Origin of the sequence: Synechococcus sp. WH 7805 (assembly GCF_000153285.1) — a bacterium.
GTDB lineage: Bacteria > Cyanobacteriota > Cyanobacteriia > PCC-6307 > Cyanobiaceae > Synechococcus_C.
Window position 1 is genome coordinate 1,083,008 of record NZ_CH724168.1, and the last position, 18,952, is coordinate 1,101,959.

General features: G+C 54.5%; 13 protein-coding genes, 2 tRNA genes and 2 rRNA genes. 10 read left to right on the forward strand and 7 right to left on the reverse strand.

What is annotated here, in order from left to right:
• On the forward strand, positions 1-1,058 hold a 1,058-nt coding region (locus tag WH7805_RS05840), incomplete at its 5' end, for an FGGY-family carbohydrate kinase (protein WP_006042089.1).
• Positions 1,051-2,625, forward strand: a complete 1,575-nt coding sequence (locus WH7805_RS05845) for a glycerol-3-phosphate dehydrogenase/oxidase (protein ID WP_038005124.1) — start codon at positions 1,051-1,053, stop codon at positions 2,623-2,625. The genes WH7805_RS05840 and WH7805_RS05845, both read left to right, overlap by 8 nt.
• 20 nt (positions 2,626-2,645) lie before the next feature.
• Here WH7805_RS05845 and WH7805_RS05850 read toward each other — a convergent pair whose 3' ends face one another.
• Complete coding sequence (locus WH7805_RS05850; RefSeq protein WP_006042091.1) at positions 2,646-4,316, reverse strand: alpha-amylase family protein; 1,671 nt, start codon at positions 4,314-4,316, stop codon at positions 2,646-2,648.
• Positions 4,317-4,403: 87 nt separating this feature from the next.
• On the opposite strand from WH7805_RS05850, the gene WH7805_RS05855 reads away from it, so the two are divergent.
• Both WH7805_RS05855 and WH7805_RS05860 read left to right on the forward strand, forming a co-directional pair.
• Positions 4,404-5,828, forward strand: coding sequence for an aldehyde dehydrogenase family protein (locus tag WH7805_RS05855; RefSeq protein WP_006042092.1), 1,425 nt, complete (start codon positions 4,404-4,406; stop codon positions 5,826-5,828).
• A gap of 78 nt (positions 5,829-5,906) precedes the next feature.
• Positions 5,907-7,001 carry a LysM peptidoglycan-binding domain-containing protein gene (locus tag WH7805_RS05860; RefSeq protein ID WP_006042093.1) on the forward strand — a complete coding sequence of 365 codons (1,095 nt, stop codon included), beginning with the start codon at positions 5,907-5,909 and terminating at the stop codon, positions 6,999-7,001.
• A gap of 8 nt (positions 7,002-7,009) precedes the next feature.
• Here the strand turns inward: WH7805_RS05860 and WH7805_RS05865 are convergent, their stop codons facing one another.
• Together WH7805_RS05865 and WH7805_RS05870 are read right to left on the reverse strand one after the other, a co-directional pair.
• Positions 7,010-8,497, reverse strand: coding sequence for an ATP-dependent DNA helicase RecQ (locus WH7805_RS05865; RefSeq protein ID WP_006042094.1), 1,488 nt, complete (start codon positions 8,495-8,497; stop codon positions 7,010-7,012).
• Between the two features lie 42 nt (positions 8,498-8,539).
• Positions 8,540-9,571, reverse strand: coding sequence for a hypothetical protein (locus WH7805_RS05870; protein ID WP_156783629.1), 1,032 nt, complete (start codon positions 9,569-9,571; stop codon positions 8,540-8,542).
• Positions 9,572-9,716: 145 nt separating this feature from the next.
• Between WH7805_RS05870 and WH7805_RS05875 the strand changes: the two genes are divergently transcribed.
• The 6 genes from WH7805_RS05875 (at position 9,717) to WH7805_RS05900 (ending at position 15,185) form a co-directional block, all read left to right on the forward strand.
• Positions 9,717-9,926: a photosystem I reaction center subunit IV gene (locus WH7805_RS05875; RefSeq protein ID WP_006042096.1), complete on the forward strand. Its 210-nt coding sequence runs from the start codon at positions 9,717-9,719 to the stop codon at positions 9,924-9,926.
• Positions 9,927-9,931: 5 nt separating this feature from the next.
• Positions 9,932-10,783: a DNA-formamidopyrimidine glycosylase gene (locus WH7805_RS05880; protein ID WP_038004484.1), complete on the forward strand. Its 852-nt coding sequence runs from the start codon at positions 9,932-9,934 to the stop codon at positions 10,781-10,783.
• Positions 10,784-10,786: 3 nt separating this feature from the next.
• A complete protein-coding gene (gene mtnB, locus WH7805_RS05885) occupies positions 10,787-11,404 on the forward strand; it encodes a methylthioribulose 1-phosphate dehydratase (protein ID WP_006042098.1) in 618 nt (205 codons plus the stop codon).
• Complete coding sequence (gene mtnC, locus WH7805_RS05890) at positions 11,371-12,123, forward strand: acireductone synthase (protein WP_232198967.1); 753 nt, start codon at positions 11,371-11,373, stop codon at positions 12,121-12,123. The genes mtnB and mtnC overlap by 34 nt, the downstream gene beginning before the upstream one ends.
• A 312-nt stretch (positions 12,124-12,435) precedes the next feature.
• A complete protein-coding gene (locus WH7805_RS05895; RefSeq protein WP_006042100.1) occupies positions 12,436-13,728 on the forward strand; it encodes a SulP family inorganic anion transporter in 1,293 nt (430 codons plus the stop codon).
• Between the two features lie 128 nt (positions 13,729-13,856).
• Entirely contained in the window at positions 13,857-15,185 is a 1,329-nt protein-coding gene (locus tag WH7805_RS05900; protein ID WP_006042101.1) for a hypothetical protein, read from the forward strand.
• Between the two features lie 54 nt (positions 15,186-15,239).
• Here WH7805_RS05900 and rrf read toward each other — a convergent pair.
• The 4 genes from rrf to WH7805_RS05920 form a co-directional block, all read right to left on the reverse strand.
• Positions 15,240-15,356 (reverse strand): 5S ribosomal RNA (gene rrf / locus WH7805_RS05905).
• 116 nt (positions 15,357-15,472) lie between these two features.
• Positions 15,473-18,338: ribosomal RNA gene (locus WH7805_RS05910) — 23S ribosomal RNA — on the reverse strand.
• 418 nt (positions 18,339-18,756) lie between these two features.
• A tRNA-Ala gene (locus WH7805_RS05915) sits at positions 18,757-18,829 on the reverse strand.
• 9 nt (positions 18,830-18,838) lie between these two features.
• Positions 18,839-18,912: transfer RNA gene (locus WH7805_RS05920), tRNA-Ile, on the reverse strand.
• Between the last annotated feature and the right edge of the window lie 40 nt (positions 18,913-18,952).

The window sequence follows — 18,952 nt, forward strand, 5'->3', positions numbered from 1 at the left end:
TCAACGCCGCCGCCGCCCCGGCATCCCAAGGAGATCTCTGCTTCCGGACCGTGGAAAGCTGGCTGCTGTGGCACTTGAGCGGGGCACGTCGCCACTGCTCCGACATGAGCAATGCCAGTCGCACCCTGCTCATGGATCTGGAACAGCGCCAATGGGTGCCTGCGTTCTGTGATCACATTGGGCTCCCCACCAGCGCCTTACCCGATCTCGTGCCCTGCCGCGGTGACTTCGGCGCGATCGCCAGCGACTGCCCCTTCGCCGGAGTGCCGATCTGTGCACTCCTGGGCGACCAGCAGGCTGCAACCCTCGGACAACTCTGCCTGGAACCAGGTGAAGCCAAATGCACCTATGGAACCGGTGCCTTCCTGGTGATCAACACCGGGACGGAGATCAAGCGCAGTGACGCTGGGCTGCTGAGCACTCTCGGCTGGACTGATGACCAGGGCATTCCCACGTATTGCCTGGAGGGCAGCCTTTTCAATGCCGGCACCGTCGTGCAGTGGCTTCGCGATGGATTGGAGATCATTCCCACAGCAGATGAGGTGAACCGTCTCGCCCTCAGTGTTGAAAACGCCGCGGGGGTGATGCTCGTACCGGCCTTCACAGGCTGGGGCACACCCCACTGGGATCCCCAGGCACGCGGTCTGCTGATTGGCCTCACCCGCGACAGCCGACGGGGGCACATCGCCCGTGCCGCGCTCGAGGGAATCGCCCTCTCCGTGGCGGGGTTGGTTCGACTGGCCGAGGATGCCATCGGCCATGGACTGGGAGAACTGGCCGTCGATGGCGGTGCAGCCGCCTCAGATCCCCTTCTCCAGGCCCAGGCCGACAGCACAGGGCTGCGCGTGCGGCGCCCATCGCAGCTGGAAAGCACCGCACGGGGCGTCGCCTTGCTGGCAGGCCTTCAGTGCGACGTCGTTCCCGACCTTCAGGTCCTTCTTCCCCAGCGTCAACAGAACACCCAACTGTTCAGGCCTCGTCTTGATCCTGATCAGCGCCAGACTTGGTTACGACGGTGGGATGACGCCGTTTCACGGAGCCTCCACTGGCATGAATGACACGTGCTTCGATCTCCTGGTGATCGGCGGAGGCGCCAGCGGTGCCTGCGTTGCCTACGAGGGCGTGCGCCGCGGCCTGCGTGTGGCCCTGCTGGAAAGCCATGACCTGGGAGGAGGCACCAGTTGCCGCAGCACCAAGTTGCTGCACGGAGGGGTTCGTTACCTCGAGCTTGCGTTCAAAACCGCCGACACGGCGCAGCTGCGATTGGTCAGAGAAGCCTTGCTGGAGCGGGGACACTGGCTCCAGCAAGCTCCTTTCCTAGCCAAACGCCTCGAACTGGCCCTGCCCACGGGCGGAGTGATCGGCCAGGCCTACTACCGCCTCGGGCTGGGCCTTTACGACGCACTTTCGGGCCGCTCAGGGATTGGAAGCAGTCGCCTGCTCTCAAGCCAACAGCTGCGCCATGCCCTCCCCGCCCTTCGAGACGACATCACGCGGGGGGTGGCCTACAGCGACGGGCAGTTTGATGACGCGCGCCTCAACCTCCTGATGGCACTCACCGCGGAACAAGCGGGCGCGGTCGTGCGCACCCGTACGCGGGTCGTCGCCCTGGAAACCGACAGCAGCGGCAGGCTCTGCGGAGCGATCAGCGAAAGCACGGGCGGTCAAAGCGAGCGTTGGCAGGCGAGGGTGGTGGTGAATGCCACTGGGATCCACTCCGACACGATCCGGAGGATGGCAGATCCCTCCTGCGAGAAGAGGATGCTCACCAGCCGTGGCATCCACCTCGTGCTCAAGCAAACCCTTTGCCCGGAGGGAATCGGCCTGCTGCTGCCGTCTACCGATGACGGACGGGTGCTGTTCATGCTTCCGTTCTTTGGGCGAACCCTGGTGGGCACAACCGACACCCCCTGCCCCCAGGAGCAGGCCTCCTCTCCATCAGAGAACGAAGTGAAGTACCTGTTGGATTATGTACAGCGCTGGTTTCCTGCACTCAACAACATCGACGTAGGCAGCTGCTGGGCCGGGGGACGCCCTCTGCTGAAGCCTGCAGGTGCCGATGTGAACAGCAGCCGCGTCGTGCGCGAGCACGAGGTGGAGACTCTGGCCTGCGGACTGGTCAGTGTGATGGGAGGCAAATGGACCACCTGCCGGCCCATGGCCATCGATACTCTCCAAGCAGTGGAGCAGCAGCTCGGGCACGCCCTTCAAGCACCTGGGATGTTGCCTCTGATCGGCAGCGCCCCAGATTCCCTGCAAACACCTGCTCTGCTCCAGAGCCAGGAGGCCTCTCTGGAATCACTGTTGCCAGACACGCCTCAGCGCCAGCAGCAGATCGCCCACCTACTGGGCAACCATGGGCTTGCAGCAACACACCTGGTGTCGAGCTGGTCTGACGACGACCGACAGCCCCTCAGCGATGTGATTCCTGTCTGCCGAGGCGAGCTGCGTCATGCGATCACCCATGAGCATGCGCGAAGCGTCACTGATCTGCTCTGCCGCCGCACACGCCTGGCCATGGTGGATCAGCAGGATGCCGAGCGACTGCGCCCGGAGGTGAGCGAACTCCTGGCTCAGGCTGGCCACGGCAGTGCTGATGCTGGCGTCCTGGATCTGTCCCGCTGAACGCGGGCCGCTCGCGCCCGTCAGCTGTCCTGCAAGGCTTCGTTCTGCTCTTCAACCTCACCCAGCAACCACCAGTTGAAGCCGTGGGCCGGCAAATACACAAACCAGCCTGCGCTGGCGGGTGGGTATTCACACCCCCACATCACTTCCCGGGTTCGCTCTCCCTCCCATCGGCTGAGATCGAGTTGAAGCGACGCTCCTGCCGCCGAAAGATTCGCCGCCACCAGCACGGTCATCGATCCGTCGCAGCGCACATAGCTGATCACACTGGGATGAACGCTCGGGAGCAGCTCGAAATCACCATGGCGCAAGGCCGGCAACAACCGCCGGCAGGTGAGCATGCGCCGGTGCCAGTTGAGCAGTGACCCTGGAAGCTGTTTCTGCACTTCCACATTCACCACCCGGTAGTCGTATCCAGGCGCTGTGATGGGCGGCAACACGAGCAGTGGGTCCGGGGCCGACGAGAAGCCTCCATTCCGGGCCGGTGTCCAGGCCATGGGTGTGCGGTTGGGATCCCGGTCCCTCAATCCGGGCCAGTCCCCCATCCCCAGCTCATCGCCGTAATAAAGACAAGGCATCCCCGGCAGGCTGTAGAGAAGTCCGTGCAACACACGGTTCGAACCTGGATCGCCATTAAGCAAAGGAGCTAAGCGGCGATTAATGCCCCAGTTGAGCCAGTGACCCTGGCCCTGATGAAGCCCGGCTCGAATGATTTGGATCACCTCCTCGGGAATCAGATGACCATCTCCAAGCCAGAGCTCATCGTGATTGCGCAGGGGTAAAGCCCAGCGGCAGCCGCACACGGCGTCCTGGGCATCCTGAAGACACTGACGCAGATGCTCCGTGGAACCGCTGGCAATGGCCGCGAACAGATGAGCCGTGAGAACAAAATTGAACGCACCATGCAATTCATCGTCCGCGAGATAGGGCGCTGCCTCCTGCACCGGTTGGATTGCCTCGGCCAACAGGAGAACATCGCGGCCATGAGAATCCACCCGCTCACGCAACCGCTTCAAAAAGGCATGCGTCTCCGGCAAGCCCTCGCAACGTGAATTCTCCTCTTCGCAGAGAAAGGGCACCGCATCCAGACGGAAACCATCAACACCACGCTCGATCCAGAAATCGACAACCTCGAGCATCTCGTCTTGCACCAGGGGGTTGGCGTAATTGAGGTCGGGCTGATGACGCAGGAACCGGTGGAGGTAGTACTGCCCCGCCACGTCATCCCATTCCCAATTGGACGATTCGAAGTGGCGGAACAGAACGGGAGCGTCCGCATAGCGATGGGGATCGTCGCTCCAGACGTACACCTCTCTCTCAGGCGTGCCCTGTGGTGCCCAGCGCGCCCTCTGAAACCAGGGGTGAAGCGCGCTGGTGTGATTCAGCACCAGATCCATCACCACCTTCAGACCATGCCCATGGGCTGCGGTGAGAAAACGATGAAAGGCCGCCAGATCTCCCAGATCTGGATGGATCGCCTTGAAATCAGTGATGTCATACCCACCGTCCTGGAGGGGGGATGGATAGACCGGAGTCAGCCAAATCGCTTCCACGCCAAGCCAGCGCAGATAAGGCAAACGACTCGACAGCCCCTGCAGATCTCCCACGCCATCGCCGTTGCCATCGGCATAGCTGCGCACGATCAATTGATAGATCACGGCGCCGTTCCACCACCGCTGCTGCTTCGGCATCCGACTGATGCTTTCTCACTCCGTAGTAATGACGACGGAGGCTTCCGTCATCCCCTTCGCAATGGATGCAAGGGAAGACCTGCAAACATGCAACGGTCGCAGGGAACCGTGATGGTTCAGATCACCGGGACCAGTCCCTTCTCAGCTACAGATCTCGAAGCACTGCGCGCCCCTGTGGTGAAAGGGACAAGCCGCCCAGAAGCCTGGCGACGGCTCCAACTGGATCGCTTGCATTCCCTCGTCTGTGACCACGAGCAGGAGGTGTTGGACGCGCTTCATCAGGATCTGGCCAAACCGCCACTCGAAGGGATGGCCGAGGTGGTGTCCCTGCTGCAGGAATTGAAACTGGCCCGACGGAACCTGCGCCGATGGATGCGCCCTCAATCGGTCCGGGTCCCAATCGTGCAGCAGCCCGGACGCGCCCAGCTGATCCGGGAACCACTTGGCTGCGTGCTTCTCATCGGGCCCTGGAATCTGCCCTTCAGTCTTACGTTCTGGCCTTTGGTTAGCGCACTGGCCGCAGGAAATACAGCTGTAATCAAGCCGTCTGAGCAGGCACCGGCAACAGCGGAGCTGATTGAACGACTGGTGCCGCTCCACTTTCCCAGCGATGTGGTCCAGGTCGTGAACGGGGACGCCCGCGTGGCGGCGGATCTAGTCAGGCTCCGTTTTGATCACATTTTTTTCACCGGAGGGGGGCGGATTGGAGCCAAAGTTCTTGAAGGAGCAGCGGCCAATCTCACACCGGTGACCCTGGAACTCGGAGGCAAGAACCCTGCCGTGGTTCTCGCAGGGGCCGATCTGGAGGTCACCGCACGGCGACTGATCTGGGGAAAGGGATTTAACGCAGGACAAGCCTGTGTGGCGCCCGATCACATCCTTGTGGAACACAGTCTGAAAGGTCCACTCCTCCAGGCCATGACGGACCAGCGTCACGCGCTCTACGGCACCAACCCCCTGGAATCAGAGCACATGGCTTCACTGATTTCTGAGCGTCACTACAAACGTTTGGCGGGCTTGATCAAAACAGCAAAGGACGACGGACGCGTCCTCCTTGGTGGGGAATGTGATGAAACCCGCCGCAGGATTGCCCCAACGTTAATCAGCATCCAAAACAACACTGACCCGTTGATGGCCGATGAACTGTTCGGTCCTCTTCTTCCTGTGATTGAAATCGATGATTTCAACGATGCAATCACTCGTATCCAAAGTCAGGACAAGCCTCTCGCTATTTATCTGTTTGGTGGAGATCCTGACGAGCAGCAACGCCTCCTGCGCACCACGAGTTCCGGGACCGTCTGTTTCAACGATGTCATCCTCCAGGCTGGCGTCCCAGGTCTTGCTTTCGGAGGTGTTGGGGCCAGTGGCATGGGATCCCATCACGGCGAAGCAGGGTTCCGCACTTTTTCGCATGAACGCTCGGTTCTGAAACGCTCGTTCTGGCTCGATCTACCGCAGAGATATCCTCCCTACACACTGAAGCCGGATACATTTCGCCGACTTTTGAGCTGAGATTCGTTGACGAGCGTATGAAGCAGGGCTGGCGTCCTGTGGATGGCACCTTATGTTTCGCCCATCTATTGGAGATGTATGCGCCGCACCCTCGTAGCACTCCTTGCCTTGATGGCCCTCTCGGGCCTTCCTTCCGGCGCAGCAAACATAACGGTCAGAGGCGGAGACACCCTCTCCGATATCGCTGAACGCTATGGCGTATCGATCGGCAGTTTGATGCGTGTGAATGGCCTGCGCGACTCAAACCATGTCGAGGCGGGGCAGACCCTGCGTCTTCCAGAGGGAGCAGCCGCAGGATTCACAGCTGGGAAGGGGCGGCATACGGTGCGTTCGGGAGACACCCTTGGTGCGATCGCTCTGCAGTACCGCGTCAGTGAGCGCCAATTAATGGTGTTGAACGGCCTCGCCAGTGCCGATCATGTGGAGAAAGGCCAAACGCTGAAACTGCCTAGCAATGCAGTTTTGCCAAAACCGAAAACAGCCGCCAAACCCAAACTCAAGCCAGTACCGGTGAAGGCAGACCCCAATGCCACCAGTCACACCGTGGCGCGCGGCCAGACCCTGACGCAAATTGCCAAGGCCTACAAAGTCCCTGTCGCATCGCTAGTCAGCATCAATTCCATTGCGAATCCCAACCAGGTGACCGTGGGCACCAAGCTCATGCTTCGAGCCAGCGAAACCCAACCAGCCGCCGCGGTGGCCACCAGGGATCAACCTGAAACAGCAGCCGTTCCTGAGACGACTGTGCAACCCAAGCCCAAGCCCAAGGCGTCAGCAGCCGAAATCAAAACGAACACAACTATCAAGCCCAAAACCAAGACAGCATCCAAGGCCAAGACAACAACCAAGGCCAAGTCAACAACCAAAGCCAAACCAGTCATCACCGCAAAAGCCGATGTCTCGAAGACCTCACCAGGCATCCAACCGAACAAAGCTGACTGGAAGACCTATGGCCCCCTTCAGGTGGACTGGGGTAACTGGCAGTTAATGGGAGGCAGTGACGTCGCACCCACGCTTAACAGTGATGGACAGTCTCTGTATGTGGCCGTGAACTGCGCCGCAGAGAAGATCAACGTGACGGCCGCCAATGGAAGCTGGAAGACCTGGAGCTCACCCCAGAAGAAGTTCGAACGCGACCTGTTGAAGGACCGCTGCAAGACCGCGAAGAGCTGACGCCTGAATCAAGCTGCATAAAGAAGGGGCCAGGGACGATGGAGAAACCGTCGGCCACTTTCCCTGATGTAAAGGCGCTGGTTGCCATCATCACTTTCCTGAATCAGCTCCTCCTGAACCAGACGACGGGCAAGCCAACCCCAGTGAGCCGATTGCCCCTCCTCGATATTGAGAGCATCACTGAGATGCCTGACATCCGTCCCGCGTGCAACGGCCAGTTTTTCCAACAGGATCTGCGCTTCATCTGACCAGTTCTGCCGGTGACACTCCATCTGGCATCGATCGCAGCGACCGCAGGGAGGGACAAGCTCACCGACCGAGAGCAGCAGTGCCTGTTCCCGGCAGCCCTCCCCTTCGGCCACAGCCTCCATTCGACGCAACTGCCGCTGGGCAAGCTCAACCCGATGGGCCTCGTCTGCAGAATCACTCGCTTGTGATCGACGCAATGAGGCTTGCATCGCCCTGCCGAGGCTTGTGCGATCAGCGGGTGAAAAGAGCACCAAGCAGTGAGCCGGCAATCCATCACGACCGGCACGACCCGATTCCTGCAGATAACCCTCAGGGGTACTCGGCAAATCAAGGTGGAGAACCAAACCCACATCCGAGCGATCGACGCCCATTCCGAAGGCGACCGTGGCGACAAGCACGGGATCGTTGCTGCCGAGAAAATGCTCAAGGGCCCGCAGTCGCACGTCCGGCTCGAGACCAGCGTGGTATGAGATGGCCTCAATGCCGGTTGAGCGGAGCCTCTCAGTCCACTGCTCGACTGAACGACGCGTCCGGGCATAGATCAGGGAGGCGCCTCTGGCTTGTTGGATAGCCGCAACCACCTCCTGGAGAGGATCTTTCACACGCCTGCGCATGGCGTAGTGCAGATTGCGTCGACGGGCTGATGCCACCTGAATGAGAGGACGACGGAGATGCAACAGGCGGAGGATGTCGGCGCGAACGCGTGGTGCTGCTGTGGCGCTGAGCGCCACCATTGGCACACCTGGGCAGAGATCCCTCAACTGGCCAAGGCGTCGGTAATCCGGACGGAAATCATGCCCCCAGGCACTGATGCAGTGAGCTTCGTCCACTGCGAAAGCAACCAACTGACCGGATGCCGCCTGCTCCTGCAGCAGAGAACGGATCGCTTCCCCCTGCAGCCGTTCCGGTGCGAGATACAGAAGTCTGAGGGTTCCTGCATCGATCTGTTCGAGGATGCGACGACGCTGCTCGAGCTCGATTCCGCCATGCAAACAGGCCGCCTCAATCCCCCGGCGGCGAAGCTGAAGCACCTGATCTTCCATCAGAGCCACCAGCGGTGAGATCACCACGACCAAGCCAGCGCGAACGAGAGCCGGAAGTTGATAGCAGAGAGACTTGCCGCCGCCGGTCGGCAACACCGCCAAGCAATCCTTGCCAGCAAGGAGGCACTCCACCACTGGACGCTGGCCCGATCGGAAGGATGACCATCCGTAATAACGCTGCAGCGTCGTCAGCAGCAAATCCAAGACACACTACAGGTGGTGTATCCACCATACCGAACGCCAGATCTAGAGAACAGGTGGCTCCAGTTGATCCGGTGATTCCTCGACCAGTTGCAAGCGAACCCGCTTTCCTCCAGCCAGTTCCCCTAAAGAGACGCGCATGGTGGCTCCACTGAGGCTTTGCAGCGCAGAGAGAACATCCCTCAGATAGGGCGTACTGCTCCCACTCTCAACCCAGAGCCGCTCTTGAAGACCGCCGAGTCGTCTCCAGGAGGTATGCAGCTTGAGCACAGCGGATTCCAGAGCATGGGCCTGACCAACGGCATCCGCAAGGAGGCCAAGCGCATCCAACCTCTGGGCCTCCTGCATCGCCTTCTCAAGATCCAGTTCACCCTGTTGAAACGCACGCACGGCCTCTCCCGATTCAGTGGCTTTAGTGATCCATCGCGCCGTGTGGGTGACATCCTTGATGCGATCGAGCTCTGGCTCATCGCGGAGCACCTTACGCAGATCCTCTTGCTGGGGCTCGGGAAGCTTGGCAAGCTCCCTCACCAGAGGCGCCACCGCCTTCGGAGGAAGAAGGTTCTGTTGCGTCCGCTCACGGATCTCCTCTGGCAGAAGGGGGCTCGTCGCCGCAGTGAACTCATCAGCCAACCGTCGCACCTGCTTCCGGGTGATCTCTTGTCCCTCATTGGCTGCTTCCGAGATCATCAGCTGCACCTCCGGTTCAGCCAGGGAGGTTTCCATGAAGGCTCTTTTTGAAAACTGATTGACACTGGTCGGCTCCAAAACGCCGTCACCAAGCATCTGTTCGGCGGATTCCGCCAGCTGGATCAGGCCATAAGCCCGCGTCTTGCTGATCTCTTGCTCTCTAAGCCACTGCAGAAAACCAGCACCGCGCCCATCACCTCCACGCTTCTCACGATCACGTACAGCCTTGAGAATGCGCCCTCTCCAGATCTCAGTCTGAAGGTCGAATTTGTCGCAGACGGTCCATGCCTCTTCCAGCTTGGCCAGAAACTCCATGGTGCTGATGTCGTCCTGCTCCGGATCGGGCAGATCGAGCTCCAATAGTGGAGATTCAGGGGACGAGGGCAACACGAACCGCAGCACAACAGACGTTGGATGCTGCCATGGAAACCGACCGAACCAGCAGAGCCTTGGGACGACATTGTGTGACGCTCAAGCACCGAGGTGCCATCACCGAGATACGCTCCTTTTGCATCCCAGTTTCAGCGCAGCGATGGCGATCTCCCGCGGTGACATGGTGCGCATCAAGCGCCCTGAGTCCTACTGGTTCAACGAAGTAGGCAAAGTGGCCTCCATCGACACGTCTGGCATCCGTTACCCGGTCGTGGTGCGGTTTGAGCAGGTGAACTACAACGGCATCTCAGGCTCCGAGGGCGGCATCAACACAAACAACTTTGCCGAATCGGAACTCGAACCAGCCTGAGTCCGTTGCCGGAACTCCCGGAAGTAGAGACGGTTCGCCGGGGACTGGCGAGCCGTCTTCAGTCGTTTGTCATTCACGACGTAGATGTCCTGCGTGATCGGGCAGTCGCCAGTCCAGGGGGACCCCATGCTCTGTGCCTTGGACTGCAAGGGCAAAAAGTGGGGCATTGGAGCCGTCGAGGGAAATACCTCATGGCGCAACTGCACGAGCCGCAAACGGGAACCTGCAACGGGGTATGGGGCGTTCATTTGCGCATGACTGGCCAGTTCCAATGGCATCCAACGCAAACGGATCCCTGCCGTCACACACGGGTTCGCCTCTGGAATGAACAGGGCCATGAACTGCGCTTCGTGGATATGCGCAGCTTCGGAGAGATGTGGTTTGTACCGCAGAACGTACCCATCGACTCTGTCATCACAGGCCTCCAACGATTGGGTCCCGAACCCTTCAGTGAAGAGTTCAACGCAACGTATCTGCAACAAAAACTGAGAGGATCAACCCGAACAATCAAGGCTGCTCTTCTAGATCAAGCGGTCGTTGCCGGGGCAGGCAACATCTATGCCGACGAAAGCCTTTTTGCATCAGGCATCGCACCGCATCGCAAAGCTGGTGAACTCAGGCTTGCTGAGCTCGAGCGCCTGTGCATAAGCCTCGTGCATGTTCTCGAGATCAGCATCGGAGCCGGAGGCACCACCTTCAGCGATTTTCGAGACCTCGAGGGTGTGAATGGCAACTATGGAGGCCAAGCATCGGTCTATCGGCGCACAGGTCAACCGTGCTTGGTTTGTGGCAACCCGATTGAACGCAAACGACTGGGGGGGCGCAGCAGCCATTGGTGCTCTGAATGCCAGAGTTGAGCCATGCGAAAAGACGATCACAAACAACAATTAATCAAAGCCATTCGCGACCTGCACAACCGCGGGTGGTGTGACGGAACCGGCGGCAACTTCAGTGTTGTGTATGAGCAGGAGCCATTGAGACTCTTGATGGCACCCAGCGGCGTGGACAAAGGATCCCTAGAGGCAACAGATCTGATTGAAGTCAATGCCCACGGCGAGGTAATCGGTGGCGAAGGGAAGGCCAGTGCAGAAACATTGATGCATCTTCAAATCATCAAACAGTGCTCTGCGGGAGCAGTTCTTCACACCCATTCAATCAACGGAACATTTCTTTCCAGACGGCATCAGGCAGAAGGGCACTTGAAACTGAGTGGATGGGAGATGCTCAAGGGACTGGCAGGCATCAGCACCCATGACACAACAGTTGAGCTGCCCATTATCAAAAATGATCAGAATTTAAAATACCTGAGCGCAAAAGCAAGCCAATATTTAGAGGATGCACCTTCAGGCCTACTAGTCGGAGGACATGGCCTGTACGCATGGGGTGATGATCTTTTTCAAGCCAAACGGCATACTGAAATCATTGAATTCCTCCTCGAATTGTCGTGGAGACAAACCCTGCTCAACAAAACACTGTGATTGAGGCCATTGTTCTTGATATTGAAGGGACGACATGCCCTGTCAATTTCGTATCCCAGACTCTGTTCCCCTTCGCCCGGCGCCAACTCACACAGACAATCTGCGCACAAAACCGCAAAGCCAGTGTGTTGGCTGCAATCCAAGAAGCCATCAGCGAATGGAAGAAAGACACCGATCCGACGAGCCAAGCACTCTTGCTTCAGGCAACCAGCCAGAACTCTCCTACCGAAGAAGAAGTTGTTCGTTACTTCGAACACCTCATTGAATGTGATCGAAAATCAACAGCCCTTAAGGAGCTGCAGGGAATCATTTGGGAGCAAGGCTATGCATCTGGGGAACTGCAATCCCCTTTGTACCCTGACGTGATTCCAGCTTTAGATACGTGGAAACAAAAAGGTCTCACCCTTGCAGTTTACTCATCAGGAAGCGTCAAGGCACAACAACTGCTGTATTCGCATACCACCAATGGAGACATCACAGATCGATTTAGCCAATGGTTCGACACCAGAACAGGACCAAAACTAAAAGAAGATAGCTACAACACTATCTGTCAAATAATCGGCATGAAAGCAGCGTCAATCCTCTTTATAAGTGATCATCCTGGAGAATGTGATGCAGCCCTTGCTTCAGGAATGAAGACCAGATTCTGCCTTCGCGAAGGCAATCCACACCGCAATGGCGGTCACCATCAAGTCATTCACAACCTCAAAGAAGCTTAGTGCAAACACGATGTGGCTTAATCACAATCAAAAGAAGCAAAACAGAACGCAAATGGCTCGAGCGTTGCCTCAATAACAAGACAGAAACCATTGACACCTCAATCATAATCGGCCAAACAAAGACCCAGCAAGGCCAACAAGTCAACCACAAGCGTGTCAACTCATTTGACATGTAAAGGGCAAATGTAACCTGAGAGCGCTCAAGAGAAGTAAACCGAATGTCAGAAATTCAAAACAAGACTATGTGATTGCCGAAACACATTTAAACGACTATTCAAGATAAAATCATTAAAGCCTTAAACCTCTAGCAAAATGCTGTTGGCAATTAAACGCAGGCTTAACGAATTTCAAGACAGTCCTGTCAACAACTTGATGGCGGGATTGGTCATGTCACTTGTTTTGATACCTGAAGCCATAGGATTTGCCAGTGTCGCAGGTTTCTCACCGGAAACTGGTCTTTATGGAGCAATATTCCTGACAATTGCGATCGCCATCACTGGGAGTCGCGTTGCAATGATCACGTCAGCATCAGGCTCAACAGCAGTACTCATGACTGGCCTAGCAGTGCATGGAAATAGCCTGGCTAATAATAAAGGGATCATTCTTCTATTAACGGCTAGCTTTTTTGCAGGTTGCTTCCAAATCCTATGGGGGATTTTAGGCGCTGGAAAATTAATGAAATTTGTTCCCAAAGCAGTCGTTAGTGGCTTCGTCAATGCACTGGCACTACTGATCATCCAAGCAGAGTTACCACAGCTAGGGTTTGATCAACTTCTTGGGCTAGAACGACATCAGGACATAGGTCTTCTTCCCACGACAGCTCAACTACCGAGTATTTGGATACTGAGTGCAATAGGTATAGCAATCGTTTATCTCGCACCACGACTCACTCGGCTCATACCTGCTCAACTAATTTCCATTGTTGTTATAACAGTTATATCTACAATGCTTCAGCTTAAGATTCCAAAGGTCGGGGACTTGGGTTCACTGCCAGAGGGCCTACATTCACCAATGTTACCTTGGATGATTCAAAGCGATCAAATACTATCTACCTCGGAAATTCTGACAATCACTCTGCCCATTGCAATAGCAATCTCGCTTGTGGGACTTCTAGAAACATTTTTGACCGTGGATTATATCGACACATTAACCGACACCAGAACAAGTAAAAAGAATGAAGCGATAGGACAAGGAGTGGCAAATATCATTTCGTCAATATTCGGAGGGATGGCTGGATGCGCATTAGTAGGTGAGTCAGTTATGAACAATAAAAATGGTGCCAACAGTAGACTATCAACTTTATCGACAGGGATATTTATTCTCATCATTGTCGTTTATGGGAAGAACTTACTGTCAGAGATCCCCCTTGCGGCAGTCGTGGCCGTGATGATCACGATCGCGCTAGAAACAGCAGATTCAGATAGCATTAAAAGCATAGGAAAGAAACCAAGTATTGACACATTACTAATGGTGGCAACATTTTTAGCAAGTATGGCGACACATCCACATAACCTGGCCTTTGGCGTTGTGGTTGGCGTAACGACATCAGAACTCTATGGATATTTCAGTCGCAGAAAAAATAGTTCTAAATCGCGAGAGAAATAAGTGCAATTCCCACGAAGACCATTCTCAGGTTAACTACAACTTATGGCGCCAAAGTGGGCAATTCAAGACAACAGGACATGCGAAAACGAAAAAGCGCTATAAGGTAGTAGTGAATTCTTAATCTCAAAATGAATGATTACAGAATACTCGCTGAGACTATCAATCTCTTAAAAATTGACGAGCAATATATTGAGCTTCAGTCATCAAACGAAGTTGAATTAATTGACAGCTTTGAATATTATAGAGGTAAAAATCTCTCACAAAAACAATATGACGACATACTTGAGCTTAGCAGCAACAAAGAAGCCTATTTAATGATACTATTGCCTCACCTTATTGATTTCTGTCACTTCATTCATCAGCAAACAAAACTCAATCAAAGAATTTATTTCAAATCAAGAGATTGCTATTTCATAAAAAAGCTTTTTGATGCAATTTATCCAGGAGAGAGGCAAACGGAGTACGTTTATATGTCCAGAAAAGCATGTTATACAAACAGTGCTCATTACAAAGCATATATTGATCACTTGGTAGCAGATACCACCAGCTTATGGGTCGACATTCAAGGCAGCGGAGACTCACACGTTTATTATTTCAAAACGAATTACAATTTTGTTCCGCAGTGCATATTTTTTAGACAAAATACTCTGCAGCGTGCTAACGAAATGACAGCTAATTACGAGCCAAAAGACTATGAAGTACTTAAAAGTTTTAAGACTCATTGCTGGAGACTTTTTGAAAAAGATTTTTTCGATGACTGTACTGAAGAAGCTTTTATTCTTGAGTCTCTCTGCAGAGCTCCACATGCCTCAGCGATTGATGTCGATCAAAACTTTCAGCCCTTATTTGAAAAGAGTTATGACTTACTAGACAAAAATCTTCATGAATTAATGATAGCATATGGCTTTATTTTGGACAATTATTGGCAAGATAGTCATTACAAACTGAGAAGCTCACTCGCCGACGTCAATCAATCCGATTCAAATTCACAAGATTGGAATGGCATTGCGGCATTTGATATAGACGAAACAATCACTCATGATGATCATGGGGTCTTAGAAGAAGCTTTCAATGTCTGCAATAACGAGCAAATAAAAGTTATTTTTATCACCGCACGATGGGATCCATTCTATGAAAACCATAATGGAAAACTAGCGGAAATACTTCCCCGCTTTAAGGACTTAACCAAGCATCCCATAGATCTATGGTTTAACCCATTGTCACGCAAGGGCAACAATGAATTCAACGATATGTACAAATCCAAACAATTAGACAAAGCCAGAGCTGAACACAATCTCAAGCGAGAACAATGCATTCTGATCGACAATGTTAAATCAACAATCGATACGGCTAAAAAACAAGGATTTGTCAATTCGGTCTGCGTTCCAAATCATGCCAAAGCAGGCATTACCAAGGAAGCCTTGCAAATGATCAACATGATTAGTAAAGGGACATAAGGCACAAAAAAAGCCACCCCTCCAAGGGGTGGCTTTCTTCGTTTGGAATGTTTTACCTGGCATTGAGCTATTTTCTCAGGGGGCTACCCCCCAAATATCGTCGCCGCTGCTGCGTTTCACAACCGAGTTCGAGATGGATCGGAGTGGGTCCACAGCGCCATGAACACCAGGATAGATACATTCCCAAGGGTTGAACCCTGAGAACTGCATAGGTCATTACCCAAAGCTCTCACTTCAGATAATGGGTCTGGTCTAAATAAAACTTGCCTCAGACAAGAGCCAAATTAATGGTCAAGCCCTCGGTCTATTAGTACTCCTCCGCTGCATCCATTACTGGACTTCGACGTAGAGCCTATCAACGGGTGTTCTTCCCGTGACCTTACTGGGTTACCCCATGGGAATACTCATCTTGAGGTGGGCTTCCCACTTAGATGCTTTCAGCGGTTATCCACTCCGCACATGGCTACCCAGCGTTTACCGTTGGCACGATAACTGGTACACCAGAGGTGCGTTCCTCCCGGTCCTCTCGTACTAGGGAGAAATCCTCTCAATATTCCTACGCATACACCGGATATGGACCGAACTGTCTCACGACGTTCTGAACCCAGCTCGCGTACCGCTTTAATGGGCGAACAGCCCAACCCTTGGGACCGACTTCAGCCCCAGGTTGCGATGAGCCGACATCGAGGTGCCAAACCTCCCCGTCGATGTGAACTCTTGGGGGAGATCAGCCTGTTATCCCTAGAGTAACTTTTATCCGTTGAGCGACGGCCCTTCCACTCAGAACCGTCGGATCACTAAAGCCGACTTTCGTCCCTGTTCGACTTGTAGGTCTCACAGTCAAGCTTCCTTCTGCTTTTGCACTCGTCGGCTGATTTCCAACCAGCCTGAGGAAACCTTTGCGCGCCTCCGTTACCTTTTAGGAGGCGACCGCCCCAGTCAAACTGCCCACCAGATACTGTCCGCTCCCCGGATAACGGGTGAACGTTAGAACCCTAGCTCTGAAAGAGTGGTATCTCACCATTGACTCAGCAGCACCCACAAGCACTGCTTCAACGTCTCCCACCTATCCTGCGCATTCAGAGCCCGGGCACAATACCAAGCTACAGTAAAGCTTCATAGGGTCTTTCTGTCCGGGTGTATGTAGTCCGCATCTTCACAGACAATTCTATTTCGCCGAGCCTCTCTCCGAGACAGCGCCCTGATCGTTACGCCTTTCGTGCGGGTCGGAACTTACCCGACAAGGAATTTCGCTACCTTAGGACCGTTATAGTTACGGCCGCCGTTCACCGGGGCTTCAGTCGCCAGCTTCGCTTACGCTGACCGGCTTCCTTAACCTTCCGGCACTGGGCAGGCGTCAGCCCCCATACATCGTCTTGCGACTTAGCGGAGACCTGTGTTTTTGGTAAACAGTCGCCAGGGCCTCTTCACTGCGACCACCTTGCGGTGGCACCCCTTCTCCCGAAGTTACGGGGCCATTTTGCCGAGTTCCTTAGAGAGAGTTACCTCGCGCACCTCGGTATTCTCTACCACCCCACCTGTGTCGGTTTCGGGTACTGGCAGTTATGCCTTAACGGGTATAGAGCTTTTCTTGGAAGCTTGACATCACCAACTTCGCTGCCGTAGCAGCTCGTACTCACGCCTCAGCTCGGAACGTTTTCGCCGCTCCTCAACGCCTTGAACGCTTGAACCAGTAACCAACATCTGGCTTGGCTAGCCTTCTCCGTCCCTCTTCCCAAAACATAACCGGTACAGGAATGTTGACCTGTTATCCATCGACTACGCCTTTCGGCCTCGCCTTAGGTCCAGACTAACCCTCCGCGGACGAGCCTGCCGGAGGAACCCTTAGGGTTTCGGTGCATGGGATTCTCACCCATGTTTTCGCTACTCAAGCCGACATTCTCACTTCTATGCAGTCCACGCCCGCTCACGCTAACGCTTCGCCCCACATAGAACGCTCCCCTACCATAAATCCGCAGCTTCGGTACAACACTTAGCCCCGTTCATTTTCGGCGCAGGATCGCTCGACCAGTGAGCTATTACGCACTCCTTTGAGGATGGCTGCTTCTAGGCAAACCTCCTGGTTGTCTGGGCAATCCCACCTCCTTTATCACTTAGTGTTGATTTGGGGACCTTAGCTGGCGGTCTGGGCTGTTTCCCTCTCGACCATGGAGCTTATCCCCCACAGTCTGACTGCCTCGCTACACACAGGGTATTCAGAGTTCATCTCGATTTGGTACCGCTCTCGCAGCCCGCACCGAAATGGTGGCTTTACCCCCCTGCTGGAGCACGAGACGCTACGCCTCAACGTATTTCGGGGAGAACCAGCTAGCTCCGGGTTCGATTGGCATTTCACCCCTAACCACAGCTCATCCGCTGATTTTTCAACATCAGTCGGTTCGGACCTCCACTTGGTATCACCCAAGCTTCATCCTGGCCATGGTTAGATCACCCGGGTTCGGGTCTATAAACACTGACAAACGCCCTATTCAGACTCGCTTTCGCTATGGCTCCACCATTTCCGGTTTAACCCGCCAGTGCCTATAAGTCGCCGGCTCATTCTTCAACAGGCACACGGTCACCCTATGAGTAGGGCTCCCATTGCTTGTAGGCTCACGGTTTCATGTTCTATTTCACTCCCCTCCCGGGGTTCTTTTCACCTTTCCCTCGCGGTACTGTTTCGCTATCGGTCACACAGGAGTACTTAGCCTTACGAGGTGGTCCTCGCTGATTCACACGGAATTTCACGTGCTCCGTGCTACTCGGGATACAGCTAGGTCAGTTCAGTTTTCGTGTACGGGGCTTTCACCTTCTGTGGCGTGTCTTTCAAACACTTCCACTAACATTCCTGATCCACATTGCTGTCCCACAACCCCGACAGTCGAAACTGTCGGTTTAGGCTCTTCCCCGTTCGCTCGCCGCTACTTAGGGAGTCGTTTTTACTTTCCTTTCCTCCAGCTACTAAGATGTTTCAGTTCGCTGGGTTGGCTCGCGCCAGCCTATAGATTCAGCTGGCCGTTCTAGGGGTTGCCCCATTCGGAAATTCCCGGATCAAAGCGTGTTTCCAGCTCCCCGAGACTTATCGCAGGTAACCACGTCCTTCATCGCCTCTGTGTGCCAAGGTATCCGCCGTGAGCCCTTTGTAGCTTGACCATATAATCTCCAACACGCTTGCTGTTGTTGAAACAGATTCTTCCTGATTCATTGCTGAATCAAAAATCAAACTCTTGATTGCTCGACACAATCAAAAGAACGTGATGGAGTCTCGGCTCTTGCTCAAGAATCGACATCATCCTTAAAAAGAATGATGCATCCATGAGAGATGCTTTATTCTTTCCAGACTTACCTATGCAGTTGTCAAGGTTCTGCTAGAACTTCAAATCAAATCATCAATTGCTTGATCATTTGACTCGAGCCCAGCATCTTATCAACCAAATTTAACTAGCAAAATTTTTTTGCTTTCATTTGGAATGACAGGAAGCTGGGGTCATCCAGCGGACACGTCTAAAATCACACTCCAATCGAATTCATACTCCAATTCCTTTTGGAGATGGGGATACAGTTTGGTCAGTGGAGGTTAGGAGACTCGAACTCCTGACATCCTGCTTGCAAAGCAGGCGCTCTACCAACTGAGCTAAACCCCCAACACCGAATGGGCCATCCTGGACTTGAACCAGGGACCTCACCCTTATCAGGGGTGCGCTCTAACCACCTGAGCTAATGGCCCAGGAGTCTCATCCCTTCAGGGGTGTGACCTAGACAAAGTT